We start from the raw sequence: 20743 nt of genomic DNA, 5'->3' as shown, positions 1-20743 counted from the left end.
TTCCTTGGTGCGCAGGCGCGCAAAACTCTGCAAATACTTATTCAGCTCAGACTTAACCAACACTGTGTTCCAAGCTGATGGCCAACAATTTCTGTGCTTCGACGGCAAACTCCAGCGGCAATTCGGAGAACACGTCCTTACAGAAGCCGTTAACAATCATTGAGATGGCATCATCTTCACTGATACCGCGCTGCAAGCAATAAAACAGTTGGTCATCACCAATTTTGGAGGTTGTCGCCTCGTGCTCCAATTGCGCCGTATTATTACGCACTTCCACATAAGGGAAAGTATGCGCGCCGGAATCCGGGCCAATCAGCATCGAGTCACATTGAGTGAAATTACGCGCGTTATCCGCGCCCGGCAGGATTTTCACCAACCCACGATAGGTATTTTGGCTGTGTCCGGCGGAGATCCCTTTGGCAATAATGGTTGATTTGGTGTTTTTGCCAATGTGGATCATCTTGGTGCCGGTATCCGCCTGCTGATGGCCGTTAGTCAGCGCGACCGAGAAGAACTCACCGATGGAGTTATCGCCCTGCAAAATCACACTGGGGTATTTCCAGGTAATCGCCGAGCCAGTCTCAGATTGGGTCCACGACATTTTGGAGCCATCACCTTCACACAACGCCCGTTTGGTCACAAAATTGAGAATACCGCCGGTGCTGTCAGCCCCAGCAAACCAGTTCTGCACAGTCGAGTATTTCACTTCGGCATTTTTATGTAAAATGACTTCAACCACCGCCGCATGCAACTGATAACTATCACGAACGGGCGCGGAGCACCCCTCGATATAACTGACATAACTGTCTTCGTCAGCAATCAGAATGGTGCGCTCAAATTGACCGGTTTTGGCAGCATTAATGCGGAAATAGGTTGATAACTCCATCGGGCAGCGCACCCCTTTCGGCACATAAACAAAAGTGCCGTCAGAAGCCACTGCGGCATTGAGCGCGGCAAAAAAGTTATCTTTCGCTGGCACCACTGAGCCGAGATACTTGCGTACTAAATCCGGGTACTCCTGAATAGCTTCACCAAATGAGCAGAAAATAATGCCTTGTTCGGCCAGTTTCCCTCGATAAGTGGTTGCCACCGAAACCGAGTCAAAAATGGCGTCAACCGCCACTTCAGCGCCTTCCCGCACCGGCACCCCTAACTGGGCAAATGCAGACTCGACCTCGGCGGTGAGGTACTCATTCATTGCTTGTTCAGACAAATCGCTAGCGGCAGACGATTGCTGCACCGCTCCGGGCTGCGAATCACAGCTATCATCACAGCTGCCACAGGATGGCGCTGAGTAATAGCTATAATCCTGATAATCCAGACTTTTATAATGTGCTTTCAGCCAGTGCGGTTCTTCCATTTCCAGCCAACTTCGATAAGCCCCCAGGCGAAACTCCAGCATCCAGTCCGGCTCATTACGCTTGGCAGAAATGGCGCGAATGACATCCTCACTGAGGCCTTTCGCCAGCTCATCAGTCGCGAGCTGTGTAAAAAAACCTTCTTTGTAGCGACCATCGCTGACCCAAGCCTGCACTTCATCTGGAACTTCTACATTGCTTCGTGTCATTTCGTTTACATCGCTCAAACGCCAAAACTCTCGCCACACCCGCAGGAATGCTGAGCTTTAGGATTATTAAATTTAAAAATCTGATTCAGCCCTTCGCGGACGTAATCCACCACGGTGCCATCAATAAAAGGCATCGCTTTCAGTGGCACGTAAAGTCTGGCGCTGCCCTGTTCAAACACTAGCGCGTCACTGGCCGGCTCCTTGGTCATATCCATCACATACGCAAATCCGGCACAACCGGATTGCTTCACCCCAAGCTGTAACCCTTTGACTTCAGGGTCCTGTTGCATGAGTCGGGTGATTTGCGCCGCTGCGCTGTCAGTGATTGTAACGCCTTGCCAAACATTATCATCGAGTGAAAATGTCCCGACGGATTCCTGTTGCATATGCCCTACCTTAATACCGGTGAGATTCTCACTTTTCAGGTTAATAATGAGCTGGCTGATTATGGGGAAATCAACACAGCTTATTGACAATGGTAGTGATAATAATTATCACTTCAACCGTTTGTTTTGCAGGGATATTAAGAAAAGTACCGTTTAGACCTCAAATGAGGCGGCAACGAACAAGCATGCTGCGATGGCCGAAGAAGTCTGGATAAACAAGTGCTCTTTTATCGCCATGAAATAAAACAATAATTATCACAGCGATGTTCAAATCCCTTGTTATTTCAGAGGCTAATCGGGTTAATCCCTGAATTTTTAAACATTCATAAAAAATACCTATTTCTCCATTAACTTTAGCTGAAAACTCTCTCAGGGGGAATGAAAATGGATGTACTCTGGCACAGAGCCACATATAGGTATGCATTTCGAGGGAGTATACTCTAAATAATTCGGGTTGCAGGAAGGCGGCAATTGAGCGAGTCCCCAGGAACTTACACAAGTAAGTGACTGGGGTGAACGAAAGCGGCCAACGCACATGCAGCTTGAAGTATGACGAGTATATTATGTGGGGGATAGCACGGCAGTAGTCAAACGGGAGGTACAACACAGGTTGTTTTGTTCATCAAAAACTTCAATTTGCCAAACCTGATGGCTGCGGCCAACATGAATAGCACGACAACAGCCGCGCACTTTCCCAGACCGGGCCGCTTTTAGATGATTGGCATTGATTTCCAACCCCACGACTTGTTGCCCGTCAGTGGTACACAAATACCCCGCCATCGACCCCAACGACTCCGCCAACACCACTGACGCCCCGCCGTGCAGCAGCCCAAAAGGTTGAGTTGTCCGATGGTCTACCGGCATCGTCGCTTCCAATTCGTCATCGCCCAGCCGGGTTATTTCAATACCCAAGTGGGCGACCATACAATCAGCGCCAATTTTGTTCAGTTCAGCTAGCGTCGTTTTGCGTTTCCAAAGCATCCTTTCCCCTTCCCACTTGAAGTTGCATAAATGTTAATGATCTGTAGATATTAAACCAACTCTAGCAGCGCCTGCAATGGGTGCCGCAAGCCATTGCCTTCAATGCGTTTAACCTGACTGCGACAAGAATAACCGGTGGCTAAACAACGTTTACCCGGTAGTTTTTGTAAAGCCTGCTGCCAGGATAATGCATAAATACCTAATGAATTATCGATATTTTTTGCTTCATGACCATAGGTTCCCGCCATGCCGCAACAGCCGACACTGACGTTTTCCAGCTTGGCACCATAACGGGAGAATATCGAGGCCCAATGCTGACTACTGGCTGGCAGCGCCGTGGTTTCAGTGCAATGGCCGAACAGATACCAAGATTCGCCACTGATTGGCTGTTCGGGTTGCTCCGTCAGCGCCACCTGTAGCCACTCATGAACTAACTGCACACTAAACTCACCACGAGAATCACCCAAAATCTCTTTATATTCATCGCGATAACAAAGCACCAAGGCCGGGTCAACCCCCACCATTGGCATACCCAATAGCGCAATGCGATTAAGAAAATCAGCTGTTTTCCGGGCTGTTTTGGCAAAACGTTGCAGGAATCCTTTGATATGCTGCGCTTTACCATTCGGCGAGAATGGCAATAACACCGGATTGAAACCGAGTTTCTCCACCAGCCGAACAAAATCAGCAACAACCTGCGCATCGTAATAACTGGTAAACGGGTCTTGCACGATCAAAACATGTTGGCTGCGCTCAGCTGCGGACAACTTCTCAAGCTGTTCCAGCGTCATGGTGCTGGCGTAATGCCCGGACAATGACTGCTTTAAGCTTGGGCTGGACAATAGCGGTAAATCCACCATGCCGATGCTTTTGCGGCTTAATGCACCCACCCAAGGTTGCTTGAGGAAGAAGTTAAACACTTTCGGCGCTTTCGCCATCAGCGGGGCATAATCTTCCACACCCGCGACGACATAATCACGCAATGGCCGGTGATAGCGGGTGTGATACAACTGTAGGAAGCGGGAGCGGAAGCCCGGTACATCAATCTTTATCGGGCATTGTGTCGAGCAAGCTTTACACGCCAGACAGCCCGACATCGCCTCTTTAACCTCATGAGAGAAATCATAGTCACCCTTGCTGGCATGCCAGGTATTGCGCGTTTTTTCAATCAACCCGCGCAAGCTGGGCCGCTGGGTTGCCAGCCCTTGCTCCAGAGCTACTGGGTCAACCCCTTGCTCGGATAACAGCCGTAGCCATTCTCGTACCAGCGTTGCCCGCCCTTTCGGCGAATGAATCCGGTCACCGGTTATTTTCATTGACGGACACATGGGGCTGCGGGCATCAAAGTTAAAGCAAAGCCCATTACCATTGCACTCCATCGCGCCACGGAATGAGGTTCTGACCGCCAGTGGGATGCGCCGGTCCAGAGTGCCGCGTTTGTCGGGGGTGTCCACTTTCATCATCGGCGCGTCACTGGCCAATGGAGAACAAATTTTCCCCGGATTCAGGCGGTTATCGGGGTCAAATACTGATTTTATCTGCCGCAATTCATGATAAAGCACCTCACCAAAGAACTCTGGGCTGTACTCTGCGCGGAAGCCCTTACCATGCTCCCCCCACAACAAGCCACCATAGCGCGCTGTCAGTTGCACCACTTGATCTGAAATCTGCTTCATCAGCATTTCTTGTCGCGGATCGCACATATCCAGTGCCGGACGAACATGCAATACGCCAGCATCCACATGGCCAAACATGCCGTAAGTCAGGTTGTGGCTATCCAACAACTGACGGAATTCAACAATATAATCGGCTAAATGTTGTGGTGGCACACAGGTGTCTTCGGCGAATGGGATTGGTTTGGCTTGCCCTTTACTGTTGCCGAGCAGCCCCACCGCTTTTTTGCGCATGCCATAAATACGTTCAATCCCGGCTAATTCACTGCAAATCTGGTAGCCAATCACCCCGCCTTCATGGGCCGCCATCAAATCATCCAAACGCTGGCAAAGTGCCTCCATTTGCTTGTCAATCAGGGGTTTATCATCACCAGCGAACTCAACAATATTCAGCCCCAGCATCTCTTTATCAGGGACATCAGTAATCAATTCTTTAACCGAGTGCCAGACAATATCCTCTTTCGCCAGATTGAGGACTTTGGAGTCCACGGTTTCCACTGACAGCGCTTTGGCTTCCACCATAACAGGGGCATTGCGCAGCGCGGAATCAAAAGAGTCATATTTCACATTCACCAAACGGCGAACTTTTGGCAAAGGTGTAATGTCCAGCGTTGCTTCGGCAATAAAGGCCAGAGTGCCTTCAGAGCCGGTTAGAATCCGCGTTAAATCAAACGTTTGTAGGTCATCACTAAACACATGACGTAAATCATAGCCGGTCAGGAAGCGGTTTAATTTAGGGAATTTTTCCAGAATCAGCGCACGTTGATCACGGCAGCGATTCAACACTGTATGGTAAATACGGCCAGTGACGGAATCTTCCTGCGCAATCGTTTCTGCCAGCGACGTCTGCATCGCGCGGGTGTCCAGCATCTCACCCCCCAGTAAAATGGCGCGCAAACCCAGCACATGGTCAGAGGTTTTGCCATAAACCAATGAACCCTGACCAGAGGCGTCGGTGTTAATCATTCCGCCCAAAGTGGCGCGATTGCTGGTAGATAATTCTGGTGAGAAGAAATAGCCGAACGGCCGCAGATATTGATTAAGCTGGTCTTTAATCACGCCCGCTTCAACCCGCACCCAACCTTGCTCGACATTTATCTCCAGAATGCGGTTCATATGGCGCGACATATCCACCACAATACCGGTGTTCAATGCCTGGCCATTGGTGCCCGTTCCGCCACCGCGTGGGGCGAAGACCAACGATTTGAAATTATCCTGCCCCGCCAGGCGGGCAATCAGTGCCACATCCGCAGTCGAGCGCGGGAATATAACGGCATCAGGCAGTAATTGATAAATACTGTTGTCCGTCGCCATGGTCAGGCGATCGGCATAATGAGTGGCAGTATCGCCGGTGAATCCGTGTTGCTTCAAAGCATCCAAAAAATCCAGCACCAACGGAATAACACCCGGTGCTTGAGAAATCTGTGGGATCATTAGTGCGACCCTATCTATATGTGTCATTGTTTTAAGGATTATTCCACTGGAAGATTATCTGTTCGCAATCACCTTTGTCGAACGATTTATATCAATTCAGAATGATGCGAAAGTGATGACTATCAGCCAAGGTCAAATACCGTCATAAACTATTCAGTATCAAAATTTTATATTGCGCAAATAATAGCCATGGCGCAGTAAAAGCGCGTTACTTTGACACTTTTTCTGCCATCAGATTTATATTACGCCAAGCACTTCGCCACTTTTTTGATAAAAATACAGTAGTAAAACTCAAGTGGCCTGTTAAAAACGGGGGAAATACACCATGATTACAGCTAAGACTGAATGAAATTGGTGCAGAACCCTCATTAGTGCAAAATCTAATGGGTACCCAAAAACGGTATGATGGCCATCTTGCCATGAATTGTGAAGTGAGAACCCACTGATGAGTTACCCGCAGCTACGTCGTTTCGATTTACCCAGACTGATGTTTGGGGTGATATTCATTATGATAATGATTATCGCCAGTTTTTGGGTGGTACAGCCCTTTATTATGGGCTTTGCCTGGGCTGGCATGGTGGTTATTGCCACCTGGCCGCTGCTGATCCGGCTGCAAAATCTACTTTGGGGCAAACGCTGGTTGGCTGCGATTATTATGACCATCCTGTTGATTTTACTGTTTGTTATCCCGATTGCATTACTGGTCAGTAGCCTGGTGGAAAACAGTGGCCCGCTTATCCAGTGGGCATCTAGCCCATCCAATTTAAAAATGCCCGATGTCACCTGGTTAAAATCAGTCCCTATGGTGGGTAACAAGCTGTATAGCGGCTGGCATACATTGATTGCCGGTGGCGGGAATGTCCTTATCGCCAAAGTTCAGCCTTATGTCGGTGCCGCCGCAACCTGGTTGGTCGCACAAGCCGCTCATATCGGCTACTTCTTGATTCATCTGGCGCTGATGGTGCTGTTCAGTATTTTGCTCTATTTCCACGGGGAACAAGTGGGCTTAGGCATTCGCCATTTTGCAGTGCGGGCGGCAGATAAACGCGGTGATGCCGTAGTCGTGCTGGCGGCGAAAGCCATTCGCGCTGTCGCGTTAGGTGTTGTGGTCACTGCACTGGTGCAAGCCGTGTTGGGCGGGATTGGTCTCGCCATTGCCGGGATTCAATACGCGACGCTGTTCACCGTCTTAATGTTTATTTGTTGCGTCGCGCAACTGGGGCCACTGCTCATCATGATCCCCGCCGTCATTTGGCTATACTGGACGGGTGATTCGACCTGGGGCACCATCTTACTGGTGTGGAGCTGTATTGTCGGGACCATGGATAACGTCTTACGGCCTTATCTGATCCGCATGGAAGCTGATATGCCGATGATATTAATTCTGTCTGGCGTTATTGGCGGCTTGCTGTCATTCGGCATGATTGGGTTGTTTATCGGCCCGGTAGTATTAGCTATTTCTTACCGATTGACGTCGGCTTGGGTCAGTGAAGCACCAGAACCCGAAGAGAGCATTAACGAAGTCGCCAAACATTTAGAAGAGCTTTGAGCGTTGAAATTTATACTCTAAATAATGCGCGTTGCAGAAAAGCGGCTAACGCATATGCAATTTGAAGTATGACGGATATCATGGGGTTTGGCAGTTATGCTGCCTAACCCCTATTGCCCAGTAATTTACGCTATTATTAATAAACAATGAGGCCTTTAATATCCATATTTATATTCCTCACAACGAATTCTATTTTTGATTAAAAAAAGATGCTCAAATAAATTCATTAAATAATGTTGTTATTAATGACAAGACGAAATTACTTTTATAATAAATATATGTTTAATTAATTTTATTCAGATATTTCTTAATGACTAACTCTCGGAATTTATTTAATATTCTCAATGCTTCCCCTGAGATATTTAAATAAATCATTTCATAATGACATATTTAAATATCTGTAATCGAATACGCGTATTGCTGTGTGTAGTCTTTGCCTGTCACCTAAGACAGGCTTTTTTTTTGCTATTTATTTCTAACGTAAAACTACAAATAACATTCAAATCCGCAGCCATCGCTGCGGATAATGAAAATACTCTTTACGGGTATTGATCAATGCGCCGGTTTATCAATGATGAGTGGCTTGGGCCAGACTTAACCAAGTTTGCACCACGGTATCTGGGTTAAGGGACAAGCTGTCGATTCCTTGCTCCATCAACCATAACGCAAAGTCTTCATGGTCTGACGGCCCCTGCCCGCAAATTCCGACATATTTACCCTGCCGCTTAGCCGCCTGAATCGCCATGGATAACAGGGCTTTTACCGCCTCATTCCGCTCATCAAACAATTCAGACACCACACCAGAGTCCCTATCCAGCCCCAGAGTTAACTGAGTCATATCATTGGAACCGATGGAGAAACCATCGAAATATTCAAGGAACTGATCAGCTAATAAAGCATTAGATGGGATTTCACACATCATAATGATTTTCAAGCCATTTTCCCCGCGTTTAAGCCCTTGTCGGGCGAGTTCTTCCACCACCGCTTTGGCCTGTTCTACAGTGCGGACGAAAGGCACCATTATCTCAACGTTGGTCAATTTCATCTTATTGCGCACGCGCTTAACCGCCTCACATTCGAGTGCGAAGCAGTCGCGGAAACTGTCTGCGACATAACGCCCTGCTCCCCGGAAGCCCAGCATCGGGTTTTCCTCATGGGGTTCATATTTTTCGCCCCCGACCAAATTGGCGTACTCGTTAGATTTAAAATCTGACAAGCGCACAATCACCCGCTTGGGTGAAAATGCCGCCCCCAGAGTGGCAATCCCTTGGGTCAGACGATCGACATAAAACTCAACTGGGCTGTCATAACCGTTCATTAGCGCCTTAATTTCAGCCTGAATTTCCGCTGACTGTAGATCAAACTCCAGCAGCGCTTTCGGATGGACGCCAATCATGCGGTTAATGATAAATTCTAACCGCGCCAGCCCGACCCCCTCATTTGGCAAGCGGGCAAAATCGAAAGCCCGGTCTGGGTTACCCACATTCATCATGATTTTCAATGGCAAATCAGGTAATTCAGTGACTTGTGAACTTTGAATAGAGAAGTCGAGCAACTCATGATAAACATAGCCGGTATCCCCCTCTGCGCAGGAAACCGTCACATTCTGCCCTTCTTTCAACAGATCCGTGGCATTACCGCACCCCACCACCGCAGGGATCCCCAGCTCACGGGCAATAATGGCCGCATGGCAGGTTCGCCCACCACGGTTAGTGACAATGGCTGATGCCTTTTTCATGATAGGTTCCCAATCAGGGTCAGTCATATCTGTCACCAAAACATCACCGGCCTGAATTCTGTCCATCTCGCTGATATCATGAATGACCTTAACCGGCCCCGCGCCAATGCGATGCCCGATAGCGCGGCCCTCCACCAGTACATTACTTTGCGTATTTAACTGGTAGCGCTCCATGACCTGCTGATTGGAACGCACCGTTTCCGGACGCGCTTGCACGATAAACAGCTGGCCGGTATGGCCATCTTTTGCCCACTCGATATCCATCGGGCGACCATAATGCTCTTCAATCAGTAATGCCTGATGGGCCAGTGCTTCCACTTCATCATCACTGAGAGCGAAGCGATTGCGTTGCGCTTCTGGCACATCTTCAATTTGAACTTGTTTGCCATGGTTTTGGTTTTCGGTATAAACCATGCGAATCTTTTTCGACCCCATATTACGGCGCAAAATTGCGGGATTGCCGTCACGTAATGTGGGTTTATGGACATAAAACTCATCAGGGTTGACCGCGCCCTGCACCACCATTTCCCCCAAACCATGGGCGGCGGTGATAAAGACCACTTGATCAAAACCTGATTCAGTATCAATGGTAAACATCACGCCAGAAGAGGCGAGATCTGAGCGCACCATCCGCTGCACCCCCGCCGACAGTGCCACGCCGCGATGGTCATAGCCCTGATGCACGCGATAAGAAATGGCCCGGTCATTGAACAGTGAGGCAAAGACATGCTTGATAGCAATCATCACCGCATCAATTCCCTGCACATTCAGGAAAGTTTCCTGCTGCCCGGCAAAAGAGGCATCCGGCATATCTTCTGCGGTGGCTGACGAACGTACAGCAAAGGACGCATTCGGGTCATCCGCTAACTGCTTATATGCATCGTGAATAGATTGTTCGAATTCAGGATGGAACGGCGTATCAATCACCCATTGACGGATCTGCGCGCCGGCTTTGGCTAACGCCGCAATATCATCAACATTGGTTTTATCCAACAATTGATAAATACGGTTGTTAACGCCGCTTTGCTCCAGAAAGTCGTTAAAAGCCTGAGCTGTGGTAGCAAAACCATTGGGCACCGAGACACCCAGTTCTGAAAGATGGGTTATCATTTCACCTAGAGAGGCATTTTTGCCGCCCACTCTTTCAACATCATGCATGCCAAGCTGGTTGTACCAAAGCACATTACACGGGGTTAGGCCATTGTTGGACATCGAAACAATCCTTTTACAGGTCATTAATTATGGGACGATCAGTAGGGTACATTTCAGACTAGCACAATCATCCATACCCCATGGACAGGTGAATCGATCAACCCAACAAGAAAAACTATTTTCAGGCTATTCTGACAGCGAACACTTTACCGCTAGGTCGAATAAGGCACACTGATAGCGTTAAACAACGGCAAAGATCGGCCAGGAAACTATTCAGGAGTCAGTGTGGAAAGAAGTGTATTTTATATTTCGGATGGTACGGCAATCACGGCAGAAGTCCTCGGCCATGCTGTTTTGTCTCAGTTTCCGGTCAAAGCGACCACCTTTACGCTGCCATTTGTTGAAAGTGCTACGCGGGCTCAAGAGGTGTGCGAGAAGATTAATGCAATATATCGCGAGACCGGCGTCCGCCCCTTGGTTTTCTATTCAATAATCAGTGCTGAGGTTCGGGAGCTCATTCAGCATAGTGAAGGGTTCTGCCAAGATATTGTGCAAGCGCTGGTGGCCCCACTTCAGGGCGAACTGGGGGTATCACCGCAACCCGTCCTCAACCGCACCCATGGTTTAACTGCCAGTAACCTGGACAAATATGATGCGCGCATTGCCGCTATTGACTATGCACTGGCTCATGATGATGGCATTTCTCTGCGTAATCTCGACCAGGCTCAGGTGATTTTATTGGGTGTTTCCCGCTGCGGCAAAACCCCCACCAGTCTGTATTTGGCCATGCAATTTGGTATTCGTGCCGCTAATTACCCTTTTATCGCCGATGATATGGACAATTTGCAGCTTCCGGCGGCGCTGAAACCTTTCCAGCAGAAGCTGTTTGGCTTAACCATTAACCCTGAGCGGCTGGCAGCCATTCGTGAAGAACGGCGTGAAAACAGCCGTTACGCATCGCTGCGCCAATGCCGGATTGAAGTTGGAGAGGTCGAGGCCCTGTTTCGTAAAAATCAGATTCGCTATCTGAATTCCACCAACTATTCCGTCGAAGAGATCTCAACCAAAATTCTGGATATTTTGGGGATGAGCCGCCGAATGTTCTAATTACCCACTTAGTGCTTGTGGGTATAGCATTCCCGCAAAAAATAGTTTACATCCTATTTAATCAAAATTTGTATAAATCATGATGCTGGCGGTTGAATTCATCTGTTTTTGGTTTATTGTGATCGCCATCACTTCCCGGTATTTCTGCCGCAGAGAAGAATAGATTTAGAGAGTTTTCATGCACAAAACTGATGAACTGCGGACCTCGCGCATCGATAGCTTGGTGACGCCACAACAATTGGCGGAAAAATTACCGATTTCCGAGACGGTTGCTGATAATGTGACGGCGTCACGTAAGCGGATTGAAAAAATACTCACCGGTGAAGACCCACGTTTATTGGTGGTTGTCGGGCCTTGCTCGATTCACGATCTGGATGCTGCAATCGATTATGCAACGCGGCTGAATGTATTACGGACTCGCTATCAAGACCGCCTTGAAATCGTCATGCGCACCTATTTCGAAAAACCACGGACAGTGGTCGGCTGGAAAGGGTTGATTTCAGACCCCGCACTGGATGGCTCATGTCAGGTGAATTTGGGCATTGAAATGGCGCGGCGCTTACTGTTGGCCGTCAATGAGTTAGGTTTGCCGACCGCCACCGAATTCCTGGATATGGTGACCGGTCAATATATTGCCGACTTGATTAGTTGGGGCGCAATTGGGGCCAGGACGACGGAAAGCCAGATCCATCGCGAAATGGCATCAGCCCTCTCCTGCCCGGTAGGCTTCAAAAATGGCACTGACGGTAACACCCGCATCGCCATTGATGCTATCCGTGCAGCACAAGCGAGCCACATGTTTTTATCGCCAGACAAAACCGGGCAAATGACTATCTACCAAACCCGTGGCAACCCCTATGGGCACATCATCATGCGTGGTGGCAAAACGCCCAATTATGGTGCATCTGACCTCGCGGCGGCTTGTGATAGTTTGCGTGAATTTGATTTACCCGAACATTTAGTGGTGGATTTCAGCCACGGCAATTGCCAGAAAATGCATCGCCGCCAGTTAGAAGTTGCAGCAGATATCGGCCAGCAGATCCGTGCCGGTTCTACCGCTATCGTCGGCGTTATGGCGGAAAGCTTCTTGGTTGAAGGTACACAGAAAATTGTGGCTGGCCAACCGCTGACTTACGGGCAATCCATCACTGACCCTTGTCTGAATTGGGCCGATACTGAACAGTTGCTCAGTTTACTGGCGGATGCCGTGAGTAGCCGTTTTAATGAGCAATGAATAGCAAGGTTAATTAGCATTAATTCCCGTTATAACAGTGATGGAATCGCTTTCTCTTCACCGGCATTCCATCACTGTACTAAATATACAAAGCCCCTCCATTGGTATACTCCCCTTTTTTCCCGACCCTAATCAGTCAAAGCGCCAATAACTAATGAAAAAAAATGCATCGGAATAACGACTAATAAACATTAGGATTGAAACAAACCACAAATGGGGATGATAATTATTATCAACTTGATAATAATATGAACTCTGAAGAATTGCCTTATGCACAAAGCCACTTATCACACTCAAAATGCCACTGACCAGACACCCCTCTCAGTGCCATTTGCATGTATTAACAGCCAACAACTGCTTGGGCTACATGATGTTGTCGCCATCAATCACCAAGGCCAGCTTTATTATTTGCGCCAAACTAAAACCGGGAAACTCATATTGACTAAGTAATTCTGAGTCACTTTTTGGTGATAAGTCTTATCGCAATTTACCACGCCAGCCACCGAATAGTTAATACTTAGGCAGCCAGCAATCCATTGATTATATTGAATAATACAAGGAAAGCTGTTTATGCCTCATGTCTTTCGTTTATCTTCATGCAGTCTGATTATTACCCTGGCGTTGTCGTCAGCGGCAAACGCCAGCCCCTCGTCAAAGAATCATAATGACACTCTGAAAGTGACCGGTACGCGCACTATAGCCGACAATTTTAAACATCCCGGTGTCGTGACGGTCATTGATGCTTCGCTGCCGCAGCAGCAAACTGCCACCACCGCCACCGACATGCTAAAAAATGTGCCGGGGGTGAGTATCACCGGGGTTGGCCGCACCAACGGGCAAAACGTGAATATCAGGGGCTATGACCAATACGGCGTGCTGGTGTTAATCGATGGCATTCGTCAGGGAATCAAAGGGACACATTTTAATGGCACATTTCTTGACCCGGCGTTAATCAAGAAAGTCAGTGTGATTCGTAGCCCATCAACCTCGCTATTTGGTAGCGGTGCCATGGGGGGAGTTATTGCTTACCAGACGGTTGATGCTGCGGATTTACTCGCAGAGAGTGAAAAGTTGGGCATGCGAATTAGCCATAATAGCGCCAGCGCCTCCCACAGCCAGGGCCTCACGATGTCTGCTTTTGGTCGAACTGAACATTTCGACGGTATTATTGCCCTGAGTAAACGTATGACAGGAAATATTCGCCAAAGCAATGGTGATGAGGCACCCAACGATGAAGCCATTGATAGCCTGATGCTCAAGGGCACTATTTCCCTTTCTGATAACCAATCATTAAGTACGGCTCTGCGCTATTACAATAACCGCGCGTTGGAACCCCGCATGGCCAACCAGAGCGGGGCAAACTTGAAGCATAATATCAGCCCGATGATGGCGCGCTCGACTATCCAACGCGACGCCGAGCTAACCTACCGCCTACAGCCGCAGCACCTTAATTGGCTGGATGCCACCACGCAAGTTTACACTTCCGAGATTAATGTCAACGATGACGTACGCGGTGAGGGTTACGGCAGCCGCAAGCAGATAACCCGTGGCGTAAAACTGGAGAATCGCAGCTCGCTATTCACTCACAGCCCGGCTGCTCATCTGCTGACTTATGGCGTGGAAACCTACCACCAGCAGCAAATCCCTAACGGCGTTACCCGCAGTTTCCCCCCGGCTGAAATCAAATTTTCTTCCGGTTGGCTACAAAATGAAGTGACCTTACGCGACCTGCCGGTGACCTTGCTGGTGGGCACCCGTTTCGACCGCTATAAAAATAGCCGCGAGGGTTTTGCTGATCGAGAAGCTAAAAACCAGTCCACACGCGGAGCGGTAACCGTCAATCCGACCGATTGGTTAATGCTATTTGGTGCTTACAGTCAGGCGTTTCGCACCCCAACATTGGCTGAACTTTATAATAATTCAAATCATTTCATGTTCAATTTTTGGCGGCCTAATCCTAATTTAGCCCCTGAAAGTAACGTCACACGTGAGGCCGGTTTTGGGTTGCAGTTTGATGACTTGCTGGCCGATAACGATACCGTCAAATTTAAGGCCAGCTATTTCAATATTTACGCCAAAGACCGTATTACTAGTGAAGTTAAGGTTGGATTTGATAAGTTTAAATTTGGTCCTAAAGATAATTATTCCACCTATATCAATATCCTCCGCAGCAAAAGCTGGGGTTGGGATGCTTCGCTGGATTACCAAAACATCTGGTTTGACTGGAATCTGACCTATAACCGCACCCGTGGCATCAACCTCGATACTCGCCAATTTATTCACAGCATCAATCCTGACACCGTTACTAGCCGCCTGCATATCCCGATGGCGAACAGCGGTTTTAGCACCGGCTGGATAGTCACCATGGCGGGAAACACTAAATTTATGAAAAATAATGACGCCCAAACTTCGTCACGTAAACCCTATAAACCGCAAGCGGGTTACGCCGTGCATGACTTTTATCTGAGCTACCGTGGGCAAGGGGCATTCAACGGGGTCACCACGACGGCCGTCCTGGCCAATGCCTTTAATAAAGAATATTACTCGCCACAAGAAATTCCACAGGATGGGCGCAATGCTAAGTTGTTGATCAGCTATCAATGGTGATATTTCATCCCGCTGACCATGATGCGCGGTCAATAAACAACCATAATTAACTGGCTCTATGGAACCCTGTCGCAGCCTCACAAGCTGCGGCACTAGATTATCAAGGAACAAATCAATGGAAATAACACTGTCTCAACGCTATCTCAACACCAAGCAAACTCACGCCGAACTGTCCTCGCGTGATTTAGCCCAAAAACTGAATGTTAGCGAAGCCGAACTGGCCTATGTCCGGGTGGGCGAGGATGCAGAACGATTGGATATCAGCGCCAGCCTGTTGCTTACCGAGTTAAAAAAAGTTGGCGTCACCCGCTCAATCACCCGTAACCCACATGCGACACATGAAATGATCGGCGAGTATCAGAACTTGCGGCTCCATGGCCATCTGGGTTTGCTCCTTAATCCGCGCGCACTGGATTTAAGACTGTTTTTTCGCCACTGGAGCACTATTTTCAGCCTGCGCGAAACCACCGCGTCCGGTGAGCAACTGAGTATCCAATGCTTTGATTTTCAAGGCAATGCCATTCATCAGATCTATTGTACCGAGGAAACAAACCAAGACGCCTGGCACGCGTTGGTCGCTCAGTATCGTACGGCGAATAATTCTCCGCTGACAATAGAGCCTGCTGATGAAGCCTCCACCGTATCTCACATCGACAACGCCATTATTGATGCTGAATGGCGCAAACTGACTGATATCCATCAATTTTTTATGCTGCTGAAGCGCCATAACATTACCCGCCAACAGGCTTTTAACGCGGTTAAAGATGACTTAGCTTGTCGGGTTAACAATCAAGCATTAATACAAATACTTAACGCCGCTCACACTGACCAAAATGAAATAATGATGTTCGTCGGCAACAGTGGATGCATGCAAATATTCACCGGGGTTATTGAACAACTTGAGATTTCGCAACAGGAAAACCCCGCTGACGGCTGGTGGGTAACCGTGAGAGACCATCAGTTTAATTTGCAGATAAATCAGTTAGCTATCGCCGAAAGTTGGGTGACGCGCAAGCCGACTAAAGAGGGATTTGTCTCAAGTCTGGAATTGCTTGATAAGCAGGGTAAGCATATTTTGCAAATCTTTGGTCAACGCAGCGAAGGTCAACCCGAGCAAAATAAATGGCATGATCAATTAGCTGGATTGATCGCAATAGGTACTCTGGATGAATAAATGGACAGCGGCATTTAAATTGGTCGTTTCATTTAGATTTTTCATTTCACTTATTTATGTTATTTCAATAAATTGCCTTGCAACACAACGTATCGTAACCATTGGCGGCGATGTTTCTGAAATCACCTACGCATTAGGTGCCGGTGAGCACATTGTCGCCCGTGACAGCACCAGTCTGAATCCTGCGCCACTAAAAGCGCTGCCCAACGTGGGTTATATGCGCCTGCTGAATGTGGAGGGCATTCTTGCTTTAAAACCCACATTGGTGTTGAGCACCGCACGCGCCGAGTCTTCAAGGGCATTAAGACAAGTGAAAGATCACGGGATCCAGCTTATCTTTGTTCCGGCAGATAAATCGCCGGAAAGAGTAATAGATAAGATACGGATGATTGCCGCCACTGTGAATCAAGAAGAAAAAGGCCAACAACTGATTCAGCATTACCAACAGCAGCTAGCCACGGTGGTTTCAACCCCGCTGCCAGTGAAAGCATTATTTGTCATGATTCATGCAGGAATTCCGCCCTTAGCGGCGGGAGTAGATACTGCCGCAGAGAGTATGTTCCGGGCGGCAGGGCTGAAAAATGCCATTGAGGAATTTAGCGGATATCGCCCTTTGTCACAGGAGGGGATCATCGCCAGTGCGCCTGATTTGCTGATTGTCACCACCCATGGCGTGGCGGCGCTCAAGGGCGTAGAGAATGTCTGGCGCTTACCGGGGCTGGCCCTCACACCGGCAGGTAAACAAAAACGCCTGCTGGTGCTTGATGACATGGCTCTACTGGGGTTCGGCTTACAAACTCCGGATATGCTCAACCAACTTCGCGCGGCGGCTGAAACTAACTGAGGGGAAAAACTCGGGTGGCGGGAAAGTCCTCCTGCCACCTATTCTGACTAGCTGGAGCAGGAAATGTCCAAATGCTTGCCCCACTCTGGTGGCAATGCCGCTAAGTCGTTGAATTCAGGTTGGTCAGCAAAAGGCTGCTGCAACGCCTGATGTAAACGCTGCAAGAGCTGAATATCATCTTTTTCAGCGTGTTCAATAGCCAACTGCGCCAAATAGTTACGCAATATATAGTGAGGATTCGCTGCTTTCATGATTTGCTGGCGCTGTGCATCATCAATCGGCTCTTGTTGCAAACGCGCGCGATAACGGCTGTACCAACTATCAAAAGCGGCTCTGTCGATAAAATCATCCCGCAATGGCGATTGCGCGGAGTGTATTTCCACCTCACTCAGCAAACGGAAAGTCCGGGTATAATCCCGCCCTTCTTTGATCATCAAACTCAATAACCCGGTCAATAAGTCATTATCCTGACTATCACGCTCAGAGAAGCCTAATTTGGTGCGCATTTGCTGGCCGTAAGCCGCCATTAATTCTGGCTCATAGGCCTCCAGCCCCCGCTGCAACTGCTCCGCGGTCAGTAGACCAGACAGCGCCTGCCCCAGCCGATGCAGGTTCCATAATGCCACCGCAGGCTGATTATCAAAAGCATAGCGCCCTTGATGATCAGAATGATTACATATATAACCGGGGACATAATCATCAAGAAAACCGAATGGGCCATAATCCATGGTGATGCCCAGTATCGACATATTGTCGGTATTCATCACACCATGGGCAAAACCCACCGTCTGCCAGTGGGCCATTAGCCGTGCAGTGCGCTTAACCACGTCAGTAAACCACAGCAAATAGCATTCTTCTTGCCCTACGAACTGCGGCCAGTGTCGCGCGATAACATAATCGGCAAGCTGTTTAACTTGAGCGGGCTGCTGGCGGTAGTAGAAATGCTCGAAATGACCGAAACGCACATGGCTTTCAGCCACTCGTAATAGCATCGCCCCCCGCTCTGTTTGCTCGCGATAAACCGGATGGTCGCTGGTCACGATGGTCAACGCGCGGCTGGTAGGGATCCCTAAGTGGTGCAAAGCTTCAGAGACCAAAAACTCGCGCACTACGGAGCGCAATACTGCCCGCCCATCCCCCATGCGGGAATAGGGCGTTAGACCGGCGCCTTTCAAATGCCAGTCCATCTGCCTGCCATCACTAAGCTGTTGTTCTCCCAGTAAAATACCGCGCCCATCCCCCAATTGCCCCGCCCACATACCAAATTGGTGGCCGCTATACACTTGTGCCAATGGCTCCATACCGGGTAATAGCGTTTCGCCCGCCCATACCGCCGCTTTCGGGTCGCTAAACCAACTAGCATCAAGCTCCAGTTCGCGCGCGAGCGGCTCACTGTGATAAAGCAGCCGCGCCCCTTTTAAAGGTGTGGGTTGCAAATGAGTATAAAAACCGCTCAATTTCTGCCCATAGCTACTATTAAACTGAGGTGTTTTATCATCCATTCCCATCAGCGCATAACCTCCGCCAACCACTGGCGAACTTGTAACAGTTCAGCTTGTGAGTCAGGAAAATCATCACTTAATTGCAAGCAAATCGCATTAATGGCGTCGGGGCGATAAGTTGTGCCCTGTAATCGTTCGGCGAGGGCTTCCAACGGCGCTGGATTCAAACTGTCAGTAAATATTTGGCAGCGGTCAATTGCACCGTGCAATACATCAAAATGCAGTTCAATTCCGCCCCAGACAAAACGGGTATCGACCAGATGGCTAAATGCCGGGGCCTGACCAAAGTTCCACTCCCAGCTACTCTGTTTGGCAAATTGTTCGGTGAAACCGGGCAGATCGGGCAATGCTTGTGGGGAGATGATTTCTGCTGAGACTTTTTCATCGTAATAATTGAAAAAAGCTTGTTGGATGGCGACACAAACCTTTTCGTGATCAATTCCTGGCAGTAACTCCACCAGATTCGTCACCCGTGACCGCACCGAGGTAATGCCTTTGGCCTGCAATTTTTTCGGGTCAGGATTGAGATAATCAGCCAGACGATTGAGATCAGCGTTGAGCAATAAAGTCCCATGATGAAAACCACGATCTTTAGTTTCTTTATAAGCAGAACCGGAGACTTTGCGCTCACCATCATGCTTGACCACCACCAAATCATTGCGGCCCGATGCCGTAGCCTGGATACCCATAGAGGCCAATGCATTCAGAATAATTTGAGTTGATATCGTTTTATCGTATTCCGGTTTACCGGCCATAAAAGTAAAACAGGTATTACCCAAATCATGAAATACTGCCCCGCCACCGCTGCTACGCCGGGCCAGCTTCACCCCATCTTGTTCCATACGCCGGGTATTACACTCTTTCCATGGGTTCTGCGCGCGGCCTATGACCACGGTATTGGCATTACGCCATAAAAACAGAACCCGCTGATCCGGCGACATTTGGCGAAAAATACACTCTTCTACCGCCAGATTGAACCAGGGATCATAGGAATCAGAAATGAGTAACCGAAGGGATGACATAAACGCGGCTCCGAACCAGAATAAGCAGCCACTAAGATAACATAATCGGCCTAGATATCTTTAGGTTCGGGTGAATGAGTGTGAGCGCAGCTAACACCCCTGCGGCTTCAAAGGTGAAGGAATACCCCAATACCATTGGAGTTGCAGGTAGGCAGCCAGCAAACTCATCCCGATGAGCTTACATCAAGTAAGTGATTCGGGTGCGTGAGCGCAGCTAACACCCCTGCGGCTTCAAGGGTGAAGGGGATGTTTCACATACGGCGCGCTTGCCAATACACCCGTTTCCAGTAAACATTCTCTAGCGATGAACGAATGACACCTTTGCTCGTTGAGGCATGAATGAATTCATCATTAGTATCGTAAATGCCAACGTGTAATCCATTTTGCCCGCTGCCGGTTTTAAAGAACACTAAATCACCTGGCATCAGTTCATCACGGGGGACTTTCGTGCCTAACGTGGTTTGCGCAATAGTCGTGCGAGGCAATTGCATATCAAAACGATCACGGAATGTGCGGTAAACAAAACCAGAACAATCAACGCCGCGTTGGTCTAACCCACCATTACGATAAGGCGTGCCCTCCCACTGGCGCAGTTGTTCATTCAGTTTGGCAACCACCACAATAGAATCAGACAAGTGACCACTTGGTGTCGGGGCATGGCTGCTACAGCCAGCAAGGATAATACTGATCAGAAAGATCCAGAAACGTATCCGCATCAATAATTCACCAAGGTAAAGCTTAGCTTAGCCAATTCACTATACAATCAGCTAGTT

The 20743-nt window shown here is 48.7% G+C and carries 15 protein-coding genes and 1 other RNA gene; 8 read left to right on the top strand and 8 right to left on the bottom strand.

Features of this window, described 5'->3' with window-relative positions; translation table 11 throughout:
* Positions 1-52: 52 nt before the first annotated feature.
* The 4 genes from sufB to OVO64_RS02995 form a co-directional block, all read right to left on the bottom strand.
* Positions 53-1567, bottom strand: a complete 1515-nt coding sequence (sufB, locus tag OVO64_RS03010; protein WP_038632626.1) for a Fe-S cluster assembly protein SufB — start codon at positions 1565-1567, stop codon at positions 53-55.
* Positions 1568-1581: 14 nt separating this feature from the next.
* Positions 1582-1953, bottom strand: a complete 372-nt coding sequence (gene sufA, locus OVO64_RS03005; RefSeq protein WP_267248610.1) for a Fe-S cluster assembly scaffold SufA — start codon at positions 1951-1953, stop codon at positions 1582-1584.
* 561 nt (positions 1954-2514) lie between these two features.
* Entirely contained in the window at positions 2515-2934 is a 420-nt protein-coding gene (locus OVO64_RS03000; RefSeq protein ID WP_038632620.1) for a hotdog fold thioesterase, read from the bottom strand.
* Between the two features lie 50 nt (positions 2935-2984).
* Positions 2985-6041, bottom strand: coding sequence for an FAD-binding and (Fe-S)-binding domain-containing protein (locus tag OVO64_RS02995; protein WP_038632619.1), 3057 nt, complete (start codon positions 6039-6041; stop codon positions 2985-2987).
* A gap of 445 nt (positions 6042-6486) precedes the next feature.
* On the opposite strand from OVO64_RS02995, the gene ydiK reads away from it, so the two are divergent.
* Positions 6487-7590, top strand: coding sequence for an AI-2E family transporter YdiK (gene ydiK, locus OVO64_RS02990; RefSeq protein WP_038632617.1), 1104 nt, complete (start codon positions 6487-6489; stop codon positions 7588-7590).
* A gap of 356 nt (positions 7591-7946) precedes the next feature.
* Positions 7947-8055, top strand: an RNA gene (rprA, locus tag OVO64_RS02985) — antisense sRNA RprA.
* A gap of 103 nt (positions 8056-8158) precedes the next feature.
* Here the strand turns inward: rprA and ppsA are convergent.
* The gene (ppsA, locus tag OVO64_RS02980) at positions 8159-10540 is read right to left on the bottom strand and encodes a phosphoenolpyruvate synthase (protein ID WP_038632616.1); all 2382 of its coding nucleotides are present in this window, start codon (positions 10538-10540) and stop codon (positions 8159-8161) included.
* Positions 10541-10765: 225 nt separating this feature from the next.
* Here ppsA and OVO64_RS02975 point away from each other — a divergent pair, with 225 nt between their 5' ends.
* The 6 genes from OVO64_RS02975 to OVO64_RS02950 all read left to right on the top strand — a co-directional run bounded on the left by OVO64_RS02975 (position 10766) and on the right by OVO64_RS02950 (position 17446).
* On the top strand, positions 10766-11587 hold the full coding sequence (locus OVO64_RS02975) for a pyruvate, water dikinase regulatory protein (protein ID WP_038632614.1): 822 nt from the start codon (positions 10766-10768) through the stop codon (positions 11585-11587).
* Positions 11588-11765: 178 nt separating this feature from the next.
* Positions 11766-12821, top strand: a complete 1056-nt coding sequence (locus OVO64_RS02970) for a 3-deoxy-7-phosphoheptulonate synthase (protein WP_038632612.1) — start codon at positions 11766-11768, stop codon at positions 12819-12821.
* Positions 12822-13091: 270 nt separating this feature from the next.
* Complete coding sequence (gene hemP / locus OVO64_RS02965) at positions 13092-13271, top strand: hemin uptake protein HemP (protein ID WP_038632610.1); 180 nt, start codon at positions 13092-13094, stop codon at positions 13269-13271.
* A gap of 120 nt (positions 13272-13391) precedes the next feature.
* Positions 13392-15428, top strand: a complete 2037-nt coding sequence (locus tag OVO64_RS02960; protein WP_038632609.1) for a TonB-dependent hemoglobin/transferrin/lactoferrin family receptor — start codon at positions 13392-13394, stop codon at positions 15426-15428.
* A 115-nt stretch (positions 15429-15543) separates the two neighbouring features.
* Positions 15544-16602, top strand: coding sequence for a hemin-degrading factor (locus OVO64_RS02955; RefSeq protein WP_145509435.1), 1059 nt, complete (start codon positions 15544-15546; stop codon positions 16600-16602).
* Entirely contained in the window at positions 16595-17446 is an 852-nt protein-coding gene (locus OVO64_RS02950) for a heme/hemin ABC transporter substrate-binding protein (RefSeq protein ID WP_038632605.1), read from the top strand. The genes OVO64_RS02955 and OVO64_RS02950 overlap by 8 nt, the downstream gene beginning before the upstream one ends.
* A gap of 47 nt (positions 17447-17493) precedes the next feature.
* On the opposite strand, the gene OVO64_RS02945 is transcribed toward OVO64_RS02950, so the two are convergent.
* From OVO64_RS02945 to OVO64_RS02935, 3 genes are all read right to left on the bottom strand, one after another.
* The gene (locus tag OVO64_RS02945) at positions 17494-18954 is read right to left on the bottom strand and encodes a protein adenylyltransferase SelO (protein ID WP_145509436.1); all 1461 of its coding nucleotides are present in this window, start codon (positions 18952-18954) and stop codon (positions 17494-17496) included.
* Complete coding sequence (locus OVO64_RS02940; protein WP_038632601.1) at positions 18954-19970, bottom strand: lipoate--protein ligase A; 1017 nt, start codon at positions 19968-19970, stop codon at positions 18954-18956. The genes OVO64_RS02945 and OVO64_RS02940 overlap by 1 nt, the downstream gene beginning before the upstream one ends.
* Before the next feature lie 251 nt (positions 19971-20221).
* A complete protein-coding gene (locus OVO64_RS02935) occupies positions 20222-20686 on the bottom strand; it encodes an NlpC/P60 family protein (protein ID WP_038632599.1) in 465 nt (154 codons plus the stop codon).
* Between the last annotated feature and the right edge of the window lie 57 nt (positions 20687-20743).

Source organism: Yersinia sp. Marseille-Q5920 (assembly GCF_946902935.1).
Taxonomy (GTDB): domain Bacteria; phylum Pseudomonadota; class Gammaproteobacteria; order Enterobacterales; family Enterobacteriaceae; genus Yersinia; species Yersinia rochesterensis.
The sequence above is the reverse complement of the archived record's forward strand: the minus strand, read 5'-3'. Positions and strand labels throughout refer to the sequence as shown.

Coding starts and splice junctions, on each gene's coding strand:
- sufB (WP_038632626.1), bottom strand. CDS start 1,567: ATGACACGAAGCAATGTAGAAGTTCCAGATGAAGTGCAGGCTTGGGTC.
- sufA (WP_267248610.1), bottom strand. CDS start 1,953: ATGCAACAGGAATCCGTCGGGACATTTTCACTCGATGATAATGTTTGG.
- OVO64_RS03000 (WP_038632620.1), bottom strand. CDS start 2,934: ATGCTTTGGAAACGCAAAACGACGCTAGCTGAACTGAACAAAATTGGC.
- OVO64_RS02995 (WP_038632619.1), bottom strand. CDS start 6,041: ATGATCCCACAGATTTCTCAAGCACCGGGTGTTATTCCGTTGGTGCTG.
- ydiK (WP_038632617.1), top strand. CDS start 6,487: ATGAGTTACCCGCAGCTACGTCGTTTCGATTTACCCAGACTGATGTTT.
- ppsA (WP_038632616.1), bottom strand. CDS start 10,540: ATGTCCAACAATGGCCTAACCCCGTGTAATGTGCTTTGGTACAACCAG.
- OVO64_RS02970 (WP_038632612.1), top strand. CDS start 11,766: ATGCACAAAACTGATGAACTGCGGACCTCGCGCATCGATAGCTTGGTG.
- hemP (WP_038632610.1), top strand. CDS start 13,092: ATGCACAAAGCCACTTATCACACTCAAAATGCCACTGACCAGACACCC.
- OVO64_RS02960 (WP_038632609.1), top strand. CDS start 13,392: ATGCCTCATGTCTTTCGTTTATCTTCATGCAGTCTGATTATTACCCTG.
- OVO64_RS02955 (WP_145509435.1), top strand. CDS start 15,544: ATGGAAATAACACTGTCTCAACGCTATCTCAACACCAAGCAAACTCAC.
- OVO64_RS02950 (WP_038632605.1), top strand. CDS start 16,595: ATGAATAAATGGACAGCGGCATTTAAATTGGTCGTTTCATTTAGATTT.
- OVO64_RS02945 (WP_145509436.1), bottom strand. CDS start 18,954: ATGGGAATGGATGATAAAACACCTCAGTTTAATAGTAGCTATGGGCAG.
- OVO64_RS02940 (WP_038632601.1), bottom strand. CDS start 19,970: ATGTCATCCCTTCGGTTACTCATTTCTGATTCCTATGATCCCTGGTTC.
- OVO64_RS02935 (WP_038632599.1), bottom strand. CDS start 20,686: ATGCGGATACGTTTCTGGATCTTTCTGATCAGTATTATCCTTGCTGGC.